Genomic DNA, 16,914 nt, shown 5'->3' with positions numbered 1-16,914 from the left:
CTCCTTAATTAATCTTTTCTTCTAAAATTTTTTCACCAACAACAAAATCAAAGAAATCGTATTGTCCCTTAATTTCGCTACTCATTAAATATAAAAAATGAGCCTTGTATTTATCTTTTTTAATCTTTTTATAATGCTCTTTTTCATAAAGAGTATGGAATTTAGGCGAATAAAACTTAGGTCTAAATCCCTCTTTAATCCCGCTTGTTGTAAAAAAATCCACCTGCGGAAAACACGCTCCATCAATAATCGAAGTATAATCATACCATTTTAAATCAAATTTCGAAATAAATTCAAGTTTTTTTCTAAATTCTAAAGATTTTTTTTGATAGCTCACCAAAGGAATGCACTCACCTAAAGTTAAGATTTTAAATTGAGAAAAATCCAAATTATTTTCCTTACACAAAAATAAAACCCTAGCCAAAACCTCGATACAAAGTATAGTTCCTACACTATGAGAAAGCAAGATGAGTTCATAATTTTTAACGTTTTGATGAGCCTTTAAAGCATTAAAAATGCTTTGAGCAAATTCTTCTAATCTCTTATCAAACGCACCCTGTTTGATTCTATGCCATTTAGCACAAAAAACACAGATTCTAGTAATCCAAAATACAGCAAGCTTTTTACCGAATTTAAACAAAATTTGATTGATTAAAACCAAAGCTAAAATTCCCAAAATAAGAGCAAAAAACCAAAACGCATAAATTTTTACAACAATAAATACAAAAAAACCTAAAACAAAAGAAAAAAGTAAAGAAAAAAGCACATAAAAAAAAGGATAAAACCCTGTAATCAACTGATAAATAGACTCTTTTCCAAATTTAATAAACAAGCCTGTAATGATATAAATTCTAAAAAGATTGAAGGCATCTTTAAAGGAATTTTGAATGTTTTGAGTCCAATTTTTTCTCACAAGGTCGTTCCACGCTAAAAAGGTGTAACAAGTTTTCACACGCGGTGTAAGAATTTCCCAAAAAGGAAATTTTTCATTATTTTTAGAAATATTTATTTTTAAAGAATCATCATATAAATTTAATTCTTTTTTAAATAAAGCATAATAATGCCTATAACTTCTAGGGTCATATCCAGCTATGTAAAACACATCTCTTTCTAACATTTTACTCTTCTAAGTCTCATTTTAAACATTCTATTAACTTTTGGTTATTTTGTCAAAAGAGTATTTCAGTCTTTATTTTCATTTAAAAACGAATTTTTATAAAAATTACCATTGATTTGATTGTTTTGCAAAAGGTATTCTTTATAATTTTTAATCAAAGTTAAATTCGGTTTATAAGAGTGAGCTTCAGTCCAAAAAAATCTAAGCTTTCTTTGGTAAGTTAAGCCCTCAAAATCATAAAAAGCCTCGCCACAAACCTTAGTCGCACAGCCCTCAAGCACAGCACTAAGTCCAACGGTGGAATTTATAGTAATGCAACCTAAAGCATTTCTAAGCAAAGTCGGCAAATATGTATCATGCACATATAAAATGCGTCCCTCAACATAATACTTCTGACTTAATTTTTCAATCAAAGCACTATAATTTCTATACCCTCTATCCATAGGATGATGTTTAAAAACAAGATAAGACTTTGCTCTTGCGTGATTAGCAAAAGAAAGTATGGTTTCTTCGATAAAATCTTCTATGCTTTTTTTATAATGATTTGAAAGCTGTGTATCGTTATGCACTTGCAAGATGGCTAAAAAATATTTTTTCTTAAGGCTATAAATTTTTTCATTCAGTTTTTTTTCGCTTATTTTATATAAATATTTTCTAAATAACGCCCTAAACCAAAAAAACATTTCTAAAGGATTTAAAGAGCGATGATGGAGTTTGTTATTGAAAAAAGGGGCAAAAATGAAAGCAAAAAACCAATACAAAAAGGCATTAAAAGCCATAAATTTAAAGCCTCCGGGTATGACTTTAATGTTCGTGGAATTTTTGCAAAAATTTAAAGATAAAAAAAAGGATTTATCGCGTGGAATTTTCGAGTTTGCATTCACTCCATTTTTTTCAAAAGTAATGCAATAAGGTCTTAAATACCCCTCCTCAAAAATCCAAATTTCTATACCGAGTTTTGTAGCGATTTTAATCGCACTTTTATGGATAAAACGACAATCATTATACATAATTATCGCTTCAATACTTTTTTTTTGGAAAAAATCCTCGTAAAAATTGTCTAAATTTTGTCTTGAAACCCTACAACGATGTCCCAAGGGATAGAAAAAAAAATCCCCGCCATTGAAATTAATTTTACTCACTTTTGTATGATTTTTTTTAAAAATTTTTGCCAAACAAGCGAAGAAATTTCCAACAGGACCTTGCAAAAGCACAACATTTTTACCGCTAAATTCCTCTTTGATTTTTTGATTTAAATTCATAAAAATTTATCTTAAGAGAGCAAAGCCCCCCCCATTTAAGTTTTTTTCATAATATTCTCAAAAATTCTGCGAATTTTTCTAAGAAAAAAATTTCTTAAATCAATCCTCATTTTTAACCAAGTTTTTGAAAAATATTCTTGTTGCATTTGAAGCATTATATCTAAAGTAAGCTCAATTTCACATAAATCTTTAGTTTTTGGATGAATATATTTTGGATAAAGTATCAAAGTCCCAGCTACAAGCTCTTCTAAGCTAAGTTTTTTCTTTCTTCTTTCTATTTTATGTTTATCCTTTGTCAGCCCCCAACCTGCATAAAACGGCTTTCCATAAGTGAAAACTTCTTTATGTCTTAAGAGTGCATCAAAACCTGCAGTCGAAGTGATTGTATGGATTTCATCACTTGCATTTATGGCACTATCAATGCTTAAATCTTGTATCATTTCATCGCAAAATTTTAAAATGATTTTCTCATCTTTTAAACCTAAGCGATTGCCACTAAGCACATCCGGATGGGGTTTGAAAACAATATAAGCTTTGGGATTGTTTTGACGCACCTCTTTGATAAATTCTTCAGTGCTCAATCCACAACCTCCAAGTATCATCGAAGCATCATCTTCAACTTGAGCAGGAATGAGTATGATTTTTTGTTTTTCTTTTGCTTTAAACTTGATATTTTCATGTTTTAAGCCATTGTATTTAGAAAATTTATTGATTCTTAAAAATTCTATAAGTTTTTGAGCTCTTTTTAACAAATTTTCATCAAAATCATAATTTTGTAAAATATTTTCCAGCTCACTTTCTGTATTTGGATTAATATATAAACCTTTATTGTCAATAATAATCGAATAAGGACGCGTTAAATCAGAACCCAAAGAAACGGAGCGTATAAAACCATCTTCAACAAAAGAAATTTGCGGAGTAAAATCGAAAGAATTTTGAATTTGCTTTTTGATGGTATCTTCAAGCTGATTTTTAGAGATTCTTTTCCCCCAGATAAAAAATTCATCCTCTTTTTTTAAATGAAAATTTTTAAGATTTTGGAGAGAATTTAAAAAAATGAGTTCATTGTCTTGAGTTTTAAAAAAAGGCTTAATAAATCCGCGTTTCCATAAAGTAAAACCTAGAAAAAATAGACGTTTTTGCATTTTATTTTTCCTTGTTTTGATAAGAATTTATTTTGCTCATTGTAATCCTTAAAAAATATAGCATAAAAATTCTAATCAATACCTACATCCATTCTAAAACCTGACTCAATTCTTTAGCTACAAAACATCTCATTTGTAAATCCTCTAGAGGTTTTGAAGGGACGATAGCATTTTTAAATTTTTGCATCTTAGCTTCTTTTAAACGTGTATCTAAATTAAAAACATCGCGAATTTCCCCATTTAAACTTAATTCCCCTATAAAAACACTATCCTTACTTAAGGGGCGATTTTTAAAGCTTGAAATGATAGCAGCCACCACAGCCAAATCCGCCGCAGTTTCATTAATCTTAACTCCACCACTGACATTGATAAATACATCATAATGCCCAAGCGAAATTTCAAGTTTGCGTTCAAGTAAGGCTAAAAGCATATCGAGTCGGTTTTTTTCGTAACCTGTGGCACTACGTTTAGGATAAGAGCTTTCACAAACTAAGGCTTGAATTTCTAAAACCAAAGCACGAGAGCCCTCCATCACAACCCCCAAAGCACTTCCAGCACTTGCTTTGCCCCTTGTAAAAAAACGATTTGCTAAATTCTTTGCACTGATTAAACCCTTTGGAGTCATTTCAAAAATTCCAACCTCACTCACCCCTCCAAAACGATTTTTAAATCCTCTTAAAAGTCGAATTTCTTTTGTCGCATCCCCTTCAAAATAAAGCACCACATCAACCATATGTTCAAGCACTCTAGGACCTGCGATTGAACCTTCTTTTGTGATATGCCCTATGATAAAAGTGCTGATATTTTGAGTTTTGCTCACTTTCATCAATTCAAAGGTTAATTCTCTGACTTGAGAAATGCTTCCCGCTGCTGAAGTGAGTTTATTTGAATAAAGAGTTTGAATGGAATCTATAATCAAAACTGCATAATCTTTTTTGTAAAGTTCTTCAAGTATATTTTCTAAGCAAAGCTCTGTGAGTAAAAATAAATCAGGGGTATTAGCTTCAAGTCTATCTGCTCTTAATTTGATTTGAGTTTTGCTCTCTTCTCCGCTTACATAAAGCACTTTTTTAGCTTTTTTAGCCAAATTAGAAGCAATTTTTAATAAAAGAGTTGATTTTCCAACACCCGGACTTCCTCCTATTAAAACCAAAGAACCTTCAACCAAACCTCCTCCTAAAACGAGATTAAGCTCCTCATCACCGGTATCTAATCGTGAAAAATTCTCTAATTTTACATCTTCAATGCACACAGCTTCACTTGCTTTTAAGCTTAAATTTGCAATCTCTTTTAAAACTTTAACCTGCTGACTTTTAAGCTCTATAAAACTATCCCAAGCACCGCATTCAGGACATTTTCCTAACCATTTGCTTTGCTGATTGCCACAAGCTTCACATTCAAATAAAGTCTTATTTTTTGCCATATTTTACCTTTTTTTTGAAATTATAACTTAACTTTGCTTTTTAAAAAATTTTATATTCATAAAAGTTATTTTATGCTATGAATTTTAGAGTGATTTTTTAGCTTCTCGTGCGATTTTGATAGTTTTATGAAAAAGATTTAAGAGCTTGATGTGTTTCAAAGAAGAGGAATTTTTAGAAAAAGAAAGCTTTAAAAATTACTTCACTTATATCTTAAATTAAAAAATCTCCAAATCAATTTAAACCTTTATAGTCAAAAATAGCAGGATAAAGACCTTGCAAGAAAGATTTAAAAGGTAAAAAATTTTGATATAGTGATAAAAGGACAAAAATTACTTAAAAATATTTTATAAAATTTGGGTAAAATTGTAACTTAAATCACTTTTTAGAATAGATTTTAATGAAATTTCACAAAGTTCAGTTAAATTTTTAAGCTGACTTGATATAATCAAATCATAAAATACAATAATATCGATACGCCAAATAAGGACGAATATGTCAAGGAAGGTTAAACTTTGTCTTGTGCAGTTTGCACCCCTTTCTTATGAAAGAGAAAAAAATTTAGCTAAGGCTTTGGATTTGGCTTCTAAGGCTGTTGATGAGGGAGCAAAAATCATAGCTTTGCCTGAACTTTTTGATAGCGGGTATTGTGTTGAGGATAGAGATAAAGAATTTGGCATTGATTTTTCAAATCTCAACCACCCTACACTCCAAGCCTTGTTTGATTTTGCAAAAAAGCACGATATTATTTTCATAGCTTGCAGTATAGAAAAGCAAGATGATAAACTTTTTGATACAGCTTACATAATCTCAAAACAAGGTTTAGCAGGAAAATATAGCAAAATTTATCTTTGGGGCGATGAAAAAAAGAGATTTAATTTTGGTGAAAAATATCCTGTTTTTGAGCTTGAAATTCAAAAAGATTTGTATGTTAAAATCGGGCTTCAGATTTGTTATGAGATTGGTTTTGGTGAGGGGGCGAGGTTTTTAGCGTTAAATGGTGCTGAACTTTTGTTTTATCCGAGTGCTTTTGGAAAGGCTAGAACTTATGTTTGGGATTTAGCAAGTCGGGCAAGGGCTTTAGAAAATGGTGTTTTTGTTTTGGCTATCAATCGCTCTAAAGAAGAATTTTCTCAACTAAGCAAACAAAATTTATATTTTGCAGGCAGATCAAGAATCATCAATCCCAAAGGAGAAATTCTTAAAGAACTCATAGAAGATGAGGGATACATTTTAGAAGAAATTGACTTAGATGAAGTTAAGAATCAAAGAGAAACTTTACCTTATCTTAAAGATTTAAATTTAGATTTAAATCAAAAAATTTTAAAAAAACTAACATTACTAAATTAAAGGAGAAAAAATGGCAAAAGAAATTTTAGTGGGTTATGGCGTGGATATTGATGCTGTGGCAGGTTGGCTTGGAAGTTATGGCGGAGAGGATTCTCCTGATGATATTTCAAGAGGGCTTTTTGCAGGAGAAGTTGGAATTCCTAGACTCTTAAAACTTTTTAAAAAATATAATATCCCAGCAACTTGGTTTGCACCCGGACATTCCATTGAAACCTTTCCTGAACAAATGAAAATGATTGTCGATGCAGGACATGAAATAGGAGCACATGGATATTCTCATGAAAATCCTATTGCAATGAGTGAAAAACAAGAAGAAGATGTTTTGCTTAAAAGTATAGAATTGATTGAAAAAATTAGCGGTAAAAAGCCTACAGGTTATGTTGCTCCTTGGTGGGAATTTTCTAATGTAACAAATGAATTATTACTCAAACATGGCTTTAAATATGACCATTCTTTAATGCATAATGATTTTAGTCCTTATTATGTGCGTGTGGGCGATCAATGGACAAAGATTGATTATAGTGCAGAGGCAAAAACTTGGATGAAGCCTTTAATTAGAGGACAAGAAACGGATTTGGTTGAAATTCCTGCAAATTGGTATTTAGATGATTTACCACCGATGATGTTTATCAAAAAATCTCCAAACAGCTTTGGCTTTGTTTCGCCTAGAGATATAGGACAAATGTGGATTGATCAATTTGATTGGGTTTATAGGGAGTGTGATTATGCAATCTTTCCTATGACTATACATCCTGATGTGAGTGCACGTCCGCAGGTGTTGCTAATGCATGAGAGAATCATTGAACATATCAATCAGCACAGCGGAGTCAAATGGGTTAATTTAAATGATATGGCAGATGATTTCTTAAAAAGAAGTCCAAGAAAAAAATGAAATCTTGAAGCAGATGAATTTCTGCTTCAAAGGGATATAAGGTTTAATATGTGTGTTTTATGTGGTGAGCTTGTCAGTAATTTTCATTGGAGTGATGTGAAATTTAAAGAAGATAATGCCCTTGTCGTTGTAGGTTCTTTGGCAAAAGATAGAATGAAAGCAAGACTTAAAAGAGTAAAAATTCTTAACCGAATTTTAGAATTTTACGGACTTAAAATCAAAGAATGGCAAGGAAGTAAGTATATATTAAGCAATGCGAAAGGTTACACGATTATTGTCAATGATTTAGGCGATTTATGGCAAAAGGCTGAAGAGCTTCACAAAAAACCTTTAGACGCTCTTGATGAGAATTTACTCAATTTCTTAAAGTCCAAATCCTGTGGCTAAAATTCCCATCCATATCATTACCGGCTTTTTAGGTAGCGGTAAAACCACGTTTTTAGCACAGCTTTTGCAAAAACAAAATCATAAAAATATCGCTCTTATTGTCAATGAGCTCGGACAAATTTCTCTTGATGATTCTATTATCAATGCCTCTTATATACAAGAAAAAACTCTAATCCTTAATGCCGGTTGTATGTGTTGTAATAAACGAAGTGATTTGGTGGATAAACTTAGGGAACTTCTTAATGTTTATGAAAAAAAGAATGAAATTTTAGAGAGAATCATTATCGAAACTACAGGACTTGCAAATCCAGCACCCATAGTTTTTACCTTACTTAGCGATACTTTTTTATGCAACCATTTCAATCTTGTCAATATCATCACTTGCATTGATGCACTCAATGGAATTTCTCATATCGATGAAAATGAAGAGGCTTATAATCAAATCTTAAGTTCAGATTGCATTCTCATCACTAAAACAGATTTAAATCCTCATATCGCTCCTTTAAAAGAAAAAATCAACTCCATTCATCAAGGCATTGATATTTTCGAAAAAGAAAATTTTAATTTTTCTATGCTTTCTGGCATAAAACATCAGAGTGAAAATTTCCAAAATTCAAAGCTTGAGCAGAATTTACACAATCAAAACATTCAAAGCCTAAGTCTTAGCTTTGACGAAGCTTTGGATTGGAGTGTTTTTAGCATTTGGTTGAGTATGCTTTTACATCAATATGGCTCGCAAATTTTAAGGGTTAAAGGATTGTTAGACATAGGAGAGGATTTTCTTGTTAATATCAATGGTGTAGGGCATCTTATTTATCCTCCAAGCCATATTAAAAAAACAAAGCAACAAAACAGCTCTCATCTTGTTTTCATTGCTAAAAATTTGGATTTGCAAAAGGTTCTTGCATCCTTGCAAGGTTTTTTAAATCCTAATTCAAATGTCATCCTAGCTTAAAAAGCAAGATTTTCTTAACCAAAACAATTCATATCAGTCAATAAAAAGCTTTTGAGTTGTCGCTTTTTCAGTTCTTACTTAATAATAAGAAAAATATTTCTTAACACAAAGCAAAGCAATACAATTTTTGCTTTGATAAAAAAGCAGTTGAGCCTTTTGAATCATTTAAGTTTTTTATAAATCTTTATAGAATTTTAAATATTTTATTATATTTTTTCATTAAAGCTCAATCAAATATTGCTTAAGAGTTTTCAAATAAAATTTATATCATTGAAATAAAGGTTCTAAAAGTGTATCCAAATAAACTTGTGCATCAAATTCATATAAATCTTGCATTTTTTCACCCATTCCTACGTAAAAAATAGGAAGTTCAAGCTCTCTAGCTACGCTCAACAAAGCCCCACCTTTAGCCGTGCCATCAAGTTTTGTAATAATCACTCCATCAAGCTTTATAAGCTCATTAAAAGCCTTAGCTTGTAAAATTCCAGCATTTCCTTGAGTGCCATCGAGGATTAAAATTTTGCGATGAGGAGCATTTTGCATAGCTTTATTTGAAATTCTTACGATTTTTTCAAGTTCATTGCTTAAATTTTTTTGGTTTTGCAGTCTTCCGGCTGTATCGATAATCACTCTATCAAAATCCTTTGCACAAGCCTTTGAAATCGTATCAAAAGCTACAGCCGAAGGGTCATGTCCTTGAGAACTTGCAACAAAATCCACCCCGATTTTTTGTGCCCAAAGTTTTAGCTGTTCAATCGCACCCGCTCTAAAAGTATCGCAAGCTGCCAAAATAACCTTTTGTCCTTGATTTTTATAAAGATAAGCAAGTTTAGCTATGCTTGTCGTTTTACCGGCACCATTAACTCCTAAAATCAATTCTACAAAAGGTTTTGCATCTGTAATTTCTGGTTTTTCATAAAGAAAATAAGAACCCATCACTCGTTTTAAATCTTCTTTTTTTACTTCCTGACTCGGTGGTAAATAATATAAAATTTCTTCAACAATTTCATAACTCACATCAGATTCAAGCAAAATTTCTTCTAGTAAATCCTTAGTGATTTTTTGATTTGTTTTTACCTTTGTTATATTTTCAAGGGTTTTTTTAAGTGAAGTTTTTAAAAAATCAAGCATTAAGATAAAGCCTTTTGAATTTCAAGCTCTAACATTTCAGATGGAATGACTCCTAAGTATTGATTGATAAAAGAGCCATTTTTTGCATATAAAAACATCGTAGGAATTCCATTGATTCCACCTAAGGCTTTAGCAAGGAGATAATTATTTTCGCCATTTGCAATTTTATAAATAATTTTATTTTTTTCAACGAAATTTTTAATTTCTTCTGCATTTTTATCTTCGAGTAAAACACCTACGATATTAAATTCATCTTTATATTTTTCTTCAAGTTTATTTAAGTATGGAATTTCTGTGATACAAGGGGCACACCAAGTGGTAAAAAATACAAATAAAGTCGCCTTATTTTGAGTATCAAAATGAATTTTTGCATCATCAGCTTTAATGACCAAACTCCCCCCATCAAGCATTTCTAAAGCAAAATCAAGTTTATCGCCTTGAGAAAAACTAGCCGTAGTGTCTGTTTGCACATTCGCACTTTCATCTTTTTTTTCTTGCTCATCACTACAAGCAGTAAAAAACGCTAAAATCATCAAAATAAAAAATAAATTCTTCATCAATTTCCTTAAGAATATAAAAACTATAAAAATATTAAAATTATAACAAAAATAAGATAATAATTGTTAAGGAATACCATGCAAAAACAATTTTTTAGACAAAGTCAAAAAAAACGTCTCAAACAGCATATCTTGTTTAAATTCAAACAAGATTTTCAAGTGTTTAAAGAATGTTTTATTTTAATTAAGAAATTCAAAGCCAAAAAAATTTTGATTTTTACTCCCCTGCCCTATGAACCTAATTTATTACGCTTTCGTAACAAATTAAATAAAAATAAACAAATTTTTGTCCCATTTATGCAAAATAAAAGTTTAAAAATTGTAAAATTAAGGCTACCTTTAACAAGGAAAAAATTTGGGATTTTTGAACCGAACAATTCTTTTTTGAAAACAAAAATCGATATGGCTATAGTGCCGGTGATTGGAGTTGATAGAATTTTTAAAAGAATAGGACACGGACAGGGTTTTTACGACAGATTTTTTGAAAGTTTAAAGTATAAACCTTTAATAATTTTTATCGAAAGTATCGATAGTTTCAGTGAAAAAATTTTAACACAAAAACACGATATTACGGGAAAATTTTATATAAATCCTTATAAAAAATATTTTAGGAAAGAAAGTAAAAATGATAGCAGTCGTTGTTGCAGTTATCGCCGCTATAATAGGCATTGGAGTCGGATATTTAGTTGCTAAAAAAATCAACGATGCCAAGTATGAAATTTTTGTCGCACAAGCAAAAGCTAAGGCAAAAGCTATAGAATACGAAGCCGAGCTTATCTTAAAAGATGCCAAAAATTCCATATTAAACGCTGAATTTGAAGCTAAGAGAAAATATGAAAATAAAATTCAAAAAGAATTCAATCAAAAATTTGATGAACTCAACAAAAAAGAGCAGAGAATTCTTAAGCAAGAACAACAGCTTAAAACTAACGAAGAGGAATTCTTAAAAAATAAAAAAATAACACAAGAACTCCACGATGATAGTTTAAAGCTTAAAAACAGCTATCAAGGAAAACTTGATGAAATTATCCGTGATTTAGAAAATTTAACCGGATTGACTCAAGTTGAAGCTAAGGAACTTTTACTCCAAAAAATTGAAGAAAAATCTCGCAGTGAAATCGCTCATTTGACGCGTAAATATGAAGAAGAAGCTAAAAATACAGCTCAAAGAAAGGCGAATTTTATCCTTGCTCAAGCGACTTCAAGATTTGCAGGTGAATTTGCCGCTGAAAGGCTTATTAATGTTGTCAATATCAAAAATGATGAACTCAAAGGACGCATTATTGGAAAAGAAGGACGCAATGTCAAGACTCTTGAAATGGTATTGGGCGTGGATATTATCATTGATGATACGCCGGGTGCGATTATAATCAGCTGTTTTAATCTCTATCGCAGAGCCATTGCTACAAAGGTGATTGAGCTTTTGGTTGAAGATGGGAGAATTCAACCTGCGAGGATAGAAGAAATTTATGAAAAAGTCTGTAAAGATTTTGATAATGCAGTCCTTGAAGAGGGACAAACCATCATTATGGATTTAGGTCTGAATAAAATACATCCTGAGATTGCTAAATACATTGGAAAACTTAAATACAGAGCAAGTTATGGACAAAATGCCTTAGCTCATTCTTTAGAAGTGGCTCATCTTGCAGGAATCATCGCAGCAGAATGCGGAGGAGATGAGAATTTAGCAAGAAGAGCTGGAATTTTGCACGATATTGGAAAAGCCTTAACTCACGAATTTGAAGGCTCTCATGTGGATTTAGGAGCTGAACTTTGCAAAAGATACCAAGAACATCCTGTGGTTATCAATGCAATTTACGCCCATCACGGACACGAAGAACCTATAAGCATAGAAAGTGCCGCTGTTTGTGCCGCAGACACCCTAAGTGCAGCAAGACCCGGAGCCAGAAGAGAGGTTTTAGAAGCTTTCTTAAAAAGAGTAACGGAGCTTGAGAATATTGCTAAGAGTAAAGAAGGCATTAAAAACGCTTATGCGATCAATGCAGGACGCGAAATTCGCGTCATTGCAAATGCAAAACTCGTCAATGATGATGAATCGGTGCTTTTAGCTAAAGAAATTGCTTCTGAAATTCAAGAAAAAATGCAATATCCGGGCGAGATTAAAGTCAATGTGATACGAGAATTAAGAGCCGTAGAATACGCAAAATAGGGTTTTTATGCAAGAAATGATAGAAAATTTGCTTGAATATGGCTATATTATTTTATTTTTCTATTCACTTGGTGGCGGAATGGTTGGAATTTTAGCCGCTGCGGTTTTAAGCAGTAGTGGAAAACTTGATCTTTATTTGTGTATCGGTTTGGCTTTTTTAGGCAATGTCTTAGGCTCAACCCTGCTTTTTATCGTAGGAAAATACTATAAAAAGGAACTTGCACCCTATTTAAAAAAACATCGCCGTAAATTTGCCCTTGCTACGATAAAAATCAAAAAATATGGAGTGAGTTTGCTGATTATACAAAAATTTGTTTATGGTTTAAAAACTTTTATTCCTATAGCTGCGGCTCTTGCAAGATATAATTTTATGAAATTTTTTATTGTCAATACTCTAGCAAGTTTGCTTTGGGCTGTATTGCTTGGATATTTGGGCTTTGTTTTTGGATATTTGATTGAAACAATCTTTAATAAACTCGGGGAATATCCTTATATAGCACCTTTATTTTTGGTATTTTTAATCCTTGTGCTTTGGTTTTATCTTTCTCGTTTCTCTAAAAAATGACCCTCTTTAGAAATTCTTTTTTCTCTCAAAATAAAGAATTTCTTTTTTTATTTGCGGTATGTTTGAGTATTTTTATTTTTAATATCAGTTTAGAATATAAAAATTTCCTTGAATTTAAACAAAGCAAACACCATTTTATAGAAGATGCAATCTTACTTCAAAGCTCTACTAAAATGAATTCAAAAAATAAACAATATTTTGTTTTAAAGATTAAAAATAAAGAATTTTCTTTTTATACTACAACTTACAAAGATTTAAATTTAAGTAAAAATCAACATTTAAGCCTAAGAATTATCACAAAAAATTTAAGCTTTAAAGATTATTTATCCAAAAAATTTTATGTCCCAAGCTATGACTTAAAACCTCTTCAAATCAAAGCACAAAATGCTTTCATAAGCTATTTTCTCAATCAACACAAAAATACCAAAATCAAAGAATTTTATGGGGCTTTATTTTTTGCATTAGACATTTCTTCTGAACTTAGAAGAGATATTAATCATTATGGTATTGCCCATCTTATCGCAATCAGTGGCTATCATATCGGCTTACTTTTCACTCTAACATTTTTTATCCTCGCTCCCTTATATGGTTTTTTTCAAAAAAGATATTTTCCCTACCGCAATTTAAAATTTGATTTAAGTCTTATAATCTTTATTTTACTCCTTGTTTATGCTTATTTTATCGGCTTTGTGCCTTCTTTTATCCGCTCTTTGATTATGGCATTTTTTGGATTTTATTTATTGATGAAAAATATCAAAATTTTTAGCTTTTTAACTCTATTTATAAGTGTTTGTATCGCTATATCTTTGTATCCAAAGCTTCTTTTTAGTGTGGGATTTTTATTTTCTGTGCTGGGAGTTTTTTATATATTTTTATATATACATCATTTTTCTAAATATTTTAATACTTTTACAAATATCATTCTTTTAAATTTTTGGACTTTTTTTGCAATGACTCTGCCCGTGCTTTATTTTTTCCCTTTGATTTCTTATCAACAAATTCTCGGTGTATTTTTAAGCATGATTTTTGTTTTCTTTTATCCTTGCGTTTTATTTTTGCACCTGATTGGTTTTGGTGGAATTTTAGATGAAATTTTATTGATTTTTTTGAATTTTAAACTTACTGCAACAGAGATTCATTTAAATTTTTGGATTTTTTTAGTCTATATTTTATCTGCTTTGCTTAGCATTCGTTTTGCTATTCTCGCTCTTTTTTGTGTATTTTCGAACTTGATTGCCTTCATTTGGATTGCAATTTAATTCATAATAAAATTTAAGTCCAAAAAGATAAATCACCCAAGAAATATAAATCCAAATAAAAAAGAAAAGTATAGTAGAAAAAGAACCATAAACACTTGCATAGGTTTTATTATACACTATATAATACACAAATAAATTCTTTCCCACATACCACACCATAGAGCTTACAAACGAGGTTAAAGCTAGAGTTTTTACACTGCCTTTATGCAAAGAACTTGAATAAGAAATGAAAAATAAAGCCCAAATGATAATAAAAGGCAGAATTTCAAAAAAATTAAATCCTATATGATAATCATCTAAGGTTTTTTGTATAAAGCCTGAAATATAAAAACTAAGTCCAAGCCCTAAAGGAACAAGCGTTAGCAAGGTCCAATAAGAACTAATGCTTTGCCAAAGTCCTCGCGGCTCACTTTTACTAATCCTATGCACGACAAAATCATAACTTGAAAAAAAAGCAAGGGAGGTAAAAGCCATAGCCACAAGTCCCACTATGCCTAAATTAACGCTATTTTTTAAAAAAGTATCAATATAAGTTGCAACCATATCTTGCTGTGCAGGAATTAAAAAAGTAAAAATGACTTGTTTAGCTCTTTCATAATAATTTTCAAAACTTGAAATTTGCGTAAAAACAGAAAAGCACACAAATAAAATCGGTATCAAAGATAAAATCGTATAAAAACTCAATGCAGCGGAATAATTCATTATCTCTTTATCTTTAAAAAGCAATAAAAAACGCAAAATATTTTTTAAATTCATTCTAAGCCCTTTTGTGATTAAAATCATATCATAAGCTTGATTTATTTTTAGCATTTAATTTTAAAAGAAGCAAAATTGTAACATTAAAAATCTGAAAATTTCATTTGGATTAAAAAATCAAATCATCTCATCTTGCAAAAAGACTATTTTATGATACCTTCAACTTTTATTTAATTTTAAAGAAAATTCAACTTTTTTTTAACAAGAATATATCAAAATACAATATATCATTTCATAAACAAGGTTAAATATGAATTTGGCTTTAGAATTTCGCCCCAAAAAACTTGATTCAATTTTAGGACAAAAAGAGCTTGTCGCGGTTTTTAAAAAATTCTTAAATATGCAAAAACTTCCTCATAGCATATTTTTCGGCGTTGCAGGTTCTGGAAAAACAAGCTTTGCAAGAGCAGTTGCGAATGATTTTGGACTTGATTTTTACGAATTTGATGGCGGAAATTTTAAGCTTGAGGAGCTAAGAAAAATCATAGAAAAATACAAAGAAAGCCTTTATAAACCTTTGATTTTCATCGATGAAATCCACAGACTTAATAAAACTCAACAAGAAATGTTGCTCGTTCCTATGGAGAATTATCGTTGCATTATCATCGGTGCAAGTACTGAAAATCCTTATTTTGTGCTAAGTTCTGGTATAAGAAGTCGCAGTATGCTTTTTGAATTTAAGGCTTTAAAACCAAAAGAGCTTGAAATTTTACTGCAAAGGGTGCAAAAGCAATTGCAATTTGACATTGATGAAGATGCAAAAGATTTTATTTTAAAAAGTGCGGATGCAAGGGCTATGCTTAATGTGCTTGAGTTTGCTTTGGTTTTAAATCCTAAACAAGTCAGTCTTGAAAATCTTAGAAAATTGCGTCCGAACATACAAAGCGAGGGTGTGAGTAGCAAGGATACGCATTATCTTTTAGCAAGTGCTTTAATAAAAAGTCTTAGAGGCAGTGATGTGGATGCGGCACTTTATTATCTTGCAAGATTGATTGAGGGCGGAGAGAGTGCAGATTTTATCGCAAGAAGATTAGTGATTTTTGCAAGTGAAGATATAGGAAATGCCGATACAAATGCTTTAAATCTAGCAGTCAATACCCTTCAAGGGGTAAAAAATATAGGTTATCCCGAAGCACGAATTCTCTTAGCTCAATGTGTGGTTTATCTTGCAAGCAGTATAAAGTCTAATTCAAGCTATAAGGCGATTGAAAAGGCTTTGGATTTTGTTAAAAACAATGAAGCTTTAGAAATTCCAAGCTATCTTAACAATCACTCGAGTCAAAATTATCTTTATCCTCACGATTTTGGTGGCTGGGTGGAGCAAAAATATCTCACCCGCCCTTTAAATTTTTATCACAGCAAAGGCAAGGGCGATGAAGCAAGACTTTTAGAAAATCTCAAAAAAATGAAAGAAAATTCTTGCAAATCTTAAGATTTTTATTTTTTAAAAATGATTGTGAAATTCTTGCAAATAAAATTTTGCATTTTAACCACAATATATTATTAAAGGTCTGAATGCTTTTCATTTAGCATAAATTTGATATTTTAATTTTTAATAATTTTAGAAAATTATTTGATTTATAACTTGTTTTTTTAAATAAAATTTAAGAAATCAATTTTTGTTTAAATTGATTTAAATGTTTAAAATTCTTAAATTTAATCCCTTTGCAAATTCTATTTAAAGCAAGGTTTTAGAAAAATTTTTCATAAAAAGCCTTAAATTTTATCCAAACTTAAATTTCATTTTTAATCTTATTTGTCAATGTTAAATGAAACTATAATGACATTTTTATTTTATTTTTACTCAAAATCGCTATAATTACTTTTGGAAGATAAGTGTATCTGGTGATTACCACTGACTTCAAATCAGATGAAAGGATAGCTGGCTATTCTTTGGGGAGTTCGATTCTCTCATCTTCTCGCCAAACATTATCACTAAAAAATTTT

At 30.7% G+C, this 16,914-nt stretch carries 15 protein-coding genes, 1 tRNA gene and 1 pseudogene; 10 read left to right on the top strand and 7 right to left on the bottom strand.

Going from position 1 to position 16,914, the window contains the following annotated elements; translation table 11 throughout:
• Window positions 1–4: 4 nt before the first annotated feature.
• The 4 genes and pseudogenes from CCUN_RS07255 to radA all read right to left on the bottom strand — a co-directional run bounded on the left by CCUN_RS07255 (window position 5) and on the right by radA (window position 4,947).
• A complete protein-coding gene (locus CCUN_RS07255; protein ID WP_027305173.1) occupies window positions 5–1,117 on the bottom strand; it encodes a hypothetical protein in 1,113 nt (370 codons plus the stop codon).
• Window positions 1,118–1,182: 65 nt separating this feature from the next.
• On the bottom strand, window positions 1,183–2,379 hold the full coding sequence (gene kpsS, locus CCUN_RS07250; RefSeq protein ID WP_027305174.1) for a capsule polysaccharide modification protein KpsS: 1,197 nt from the start codon (window positions 2,377–2,379) through the stop codon (window positions 1,183–1,185).
• A 35-nt stretch (window positions 2,380–2,414) separates the two neighbouring features.
• A pseudogene (locus tag CCUN_RS07245) lies at window positions 2,415–3,515 on the bottom strand (capsular polysaccharide export protein, LipB/KpsS family); the annotation flags it as partial.
• A 91-nt stretch (window positions 3,516–3,606) separates the two neighbouring features.
• A complete protein-coding gene (gene radA, locus CCUN_RS07240) occupies window positions 3,607–4,947 on the bottom strand; it encodes a DNA repair protein RadA (protein WP_027305175.1) in 1,341 nt (446 codons plus the stop codon).
• 493 nt (window positions 4,948–5,440) lie between these two features.
• Here radA and CCUN_RS07235 point away from each other — a divergent pair, with 493 nt between their 5' ends.
• The 4 genes from CCUN_RS07235 to CCUN_RS07220 are packed head-to-tail and all read left to right on the top strand — an operon-like array spanning window position 5,441 to window position 8,529.
• Window positions 5,441–6,295 (top strand): carbon-nitrogen hydrolase family protein, encoded by an 855-nt coding sequence (locus CCUN_RS07235; RefSeq protein ID WP_027305176.1) that lies wholly within the window; start codon window positions 5,441–5,443, stop codon window positions 6,293–6,295.
• Between the two features lie 10 nt (window positions 6,296–6,305).
• Complete coding sequence (locus CCUN_RS07230) at window positions 6,306–7,187, top strand: polysaccharide deacetylase family protein (protein WP_027305177.1); 882 nt, start codon at window positions 6,306–6,308, stop codon at window positions 7,185–7,187.
• Between the two features lie 48 nt (window positions 7,188–7,235).
• Window positions 7,236–7,574: a hypothetical protein gene (locus CCUN_RS07225; RefSeq protein WP_027305178.1), complete on the top strand. Its 339-nt coding sequence runs from the start codon at window positions 7,236–7,238 to the stop codon at window positions 7,572–7,574.
• A complete protein-coding gene (locus CCUN_RS07220) occupies window positions 7,567–8,529 on the top strand; it encodes a CobW family GTP-binding protein (protein ID WP_027305179.1) in 963 nt (320 codons plus the stop codon). The genes CCUN_RS07225 and CCUN_RS07220 overlap by 8 nt, the downstream gene beginning before the upstream one ends.
• Before the next feature lie 267 nt (window positions 8,530–8,796).
• Here the strand turns inward: CCUN_RS07220 and ftsY are convergent, their stop codons facing one another.
• Both ftsY and CCUN_RS07210 read right to left on the bottom strand, forming a co-directional pair.
• Window positions 8,797–9,660, bottom strand: coding sequence for a signal recognition particle-docking protein FtsY (gene ftsY, locus CCUN_RS07215; protein ID WP_027305180.1), 864 nt, complete (start codon window positions 9,658–9,660; stop codon window positions 8,797–8,799).
• Window positions 9,660–10,217, bottom strand: coding sequence for a TlpA family protein disulfide reductase (locus tag CCUN_RS07210; protein ID WP_027305181.1), 558 nt, complete (start codon window positions 10,215–10,217; stop codon window positions 9,660–9,662). Before CCUN_RS07210 ends, ftsY begins: the two co-directional genes overlap by 1 nt.
• 78 nt (window positions 10,218–10,295) lie before the next feature.
• Between CCUN_RS07210 and CCUN_RS07205 the strand changes: the two genes are divergently transcribed.
• The 4 genes from CCUN_RS07205 to CCUN_RS07190 are packed head-to-tail and all read left to right on the top strand — an operon-like array spanning window position 10,296 to window position 14,211.
• Complete coding sequence (locus tag CCUN_RS07205; RefSeq protein WP_027305182.1) at window positions 10,296–10,910, top strand: 5-formyltetrahydrofolate cyclo-ligase; 615 nt, start codon at window positions 10,296–10,298, stop codon at window positions 10,908–10,910.
• Window positions 10,843–12,387, top strand: a complete 1,545-nt coding sequence (gene rny, locus CCUN_RS07200) for a ribonuclease Y (RefSeq protein WP_027305183.1) — start codon at window positions 10,843–10,845, stop codon at window positions 12,385–12,387. Before CCUN_RS07205 ends, rny begins: the two co-directional genes overlap by 68 nt.
• A gap of 7 nt (window positions 12,388–12,394) precedes the next feature.
• Window positions 12,395–12,952 (top strand): DedA family protein, encoded by a 558-nt coding sequence (locus CCUN_RS07195; RefSeq protein WP_027305184.1) that lies wholly within the window; start codon window positions 12,395–12,397, stop codon window positions 12,950–12,952.
• Entirely contained in the window at window positions 12,949–14,211 is a 1,263-nt protein-coding gene (locus CCUN_RS07190; RefSeq protein ID WP_027305185.1) for a ComEC/Rec2 family competence protein, read from the top strand. The genes CCUN_RS07195 and CCUN_RS07190 overlap by 4 nt, the downstream gene beginning before the upstream one ends.
• Here CCUN_RS07190 and CCUN_RS07185 read toward each other — a convergent pair.
• On the bottom strand, window positions 14,122–14,967 hold the full coding sequence (locus CCUN_RS07185; RefSeq protein ID WP_035175642.1) for a YihY/virulence factor BrkB family protein: 846 nt from the start codon (window positions 14,965–14,967) through the stop codon (window positions 14,122–14,124). The two genes, CCUN_RS07190 and CCUN_RS07185, sit on opposite strands and share 90 nt — an antisense overlap.
• 250 nt (window positions 14,968–15,217) lie before the next feature.
• On the opposite strand from CCUN_RS07185, the gene CCUN_RS07180 reads away from it, so the two are divergent.
• Together CCUN_RS07180 and CCUN_RS09820 are read left to right on the top strand one after the other, a co-directional pair.
• Window positions 15,218–16,399, top strand: a complete 1,182-nt coding sequence (locus tag CCUN_RS07180; protein WP_027305187.1) for a replication-associated recombination protein A — start codon at window positions 15,218–15,220, stop codon at window positions 16,397–16,399.
• Between the two features lie 395 nt (window positions 16,400–16,794).
• A tRNA-Sec gene (locus tag CCUN_RS09820) sits at window positions 16,795–16,892 on the top strand.
• The last annotated feature ends 22 nt before the right edge of the window (window positions 16,893–16,914 follow it).

This window comes from Campylobacter cuniculorum DSM 23162 = LMG 24588, assembly GCF_002104335.1.
Classification (GTDB): Bacteria; Campylobacterota; Campylobacteria; order Campylobacterales; family Campylobacteraceae; genus Campylobacter_D; species Campylobacter_D cuniculorum.
This window is presented reverse-complemented; position numbering and strand designations above follow the sequence as displayed.

Coding starts and splice junctions, on each gene's coding strand:
- rny (WP_027305183.1), top strand. CDS start 10,843: ATGATAGCAGTCGTTGTTGCAGTTATCGCCGCTATAATAGGCATTGGA.
- CCUN_RS07210 (WP_027305181.1), bottom strand. CDS start 10,217: ATGAAGAATTTATTTTTTATTTTGATGATTTTAGCGTTTTTTACTGCT.
- CCUN_RS07230 (WP_027305177.1), top strand. CDS start 6,306: ATGGCAAAAGAAATTTTAGTGGGTTATGGCGTGGATATTGATGCTGTG.
- CCUN_RS07225 (WP_027305178.1), top strand. CDS start 7,236: ATGTGTGTTTTATGTGGTGAGCTTGTCAGTAATTTTCATTGGAGTGAT.
- CCUN_RS07190 (WP_027305185.1), top strand. CDS start 12,949: ATGACCCTCTTTAGAAATTCTTTTTTCTCTCAAAATAAAGAATTTCTT.
- CCUN_RS07255 (WP_027305173.1), bottom strand. CDS start 1,117: ATGTTAGAAAGAGATGTGTTTTACATAGCTGGATATGACCCTAGAAGT.
- ftsY (WP_027305180.1), bottom strand. CDS start 9,660: ATGCTTGATTTTTTAAAAACTTCACTTAAAAAAACCCTTGAAAATATA.
- kpsS (WP_027305174.1), bottom strand. CDS start 2,379: ATGAATTTAAATCAAAAAATCAAAGAGGAATTTAGCGGTAAAAATGTT.
- radA (WP_027305175.1), bottom strand. CDS start 4,947: ATGGCAAAAAATAAGACTTTATTTGAATGTGAAGCTTGTGGCAATCAG.
- CCUN_RS07205 (WP_027305182.1), top strand. CDS start 10,296: ATGCAAAAACAATTTTTTAGACAAAGTCAAAAAAAACGTCTCAAACAG.
- CCUN_RS07195 (WP_027305184.1), top strand. CDS start 12,395: ATGCAAGAAATGATAGAAAATTTGCTTGAATATGGCTATATTATTTTA.
- CCUN_RS07185 (WP_035175642.1), bottom strand. CDS start 14,967: ATGAATTTAAAAAATATTTTGCGTTTTTTATTGCTTTTTAAAGATAAA.
- CCUN_RS07180 (WP_027305187.1), top strand. CDS start 15,218: ATGAATTTGGCTTTAGAATTTCGCCCCAAAAAACTTGATTCAATTTTA.
- CCUN_RS07235 (WP_027305176.1), top strand. CDS start 5,441: ATGTCAAGGAAGGTTAAACTTTGTCTTGTGCAGTTTGCACCCCTTTCT.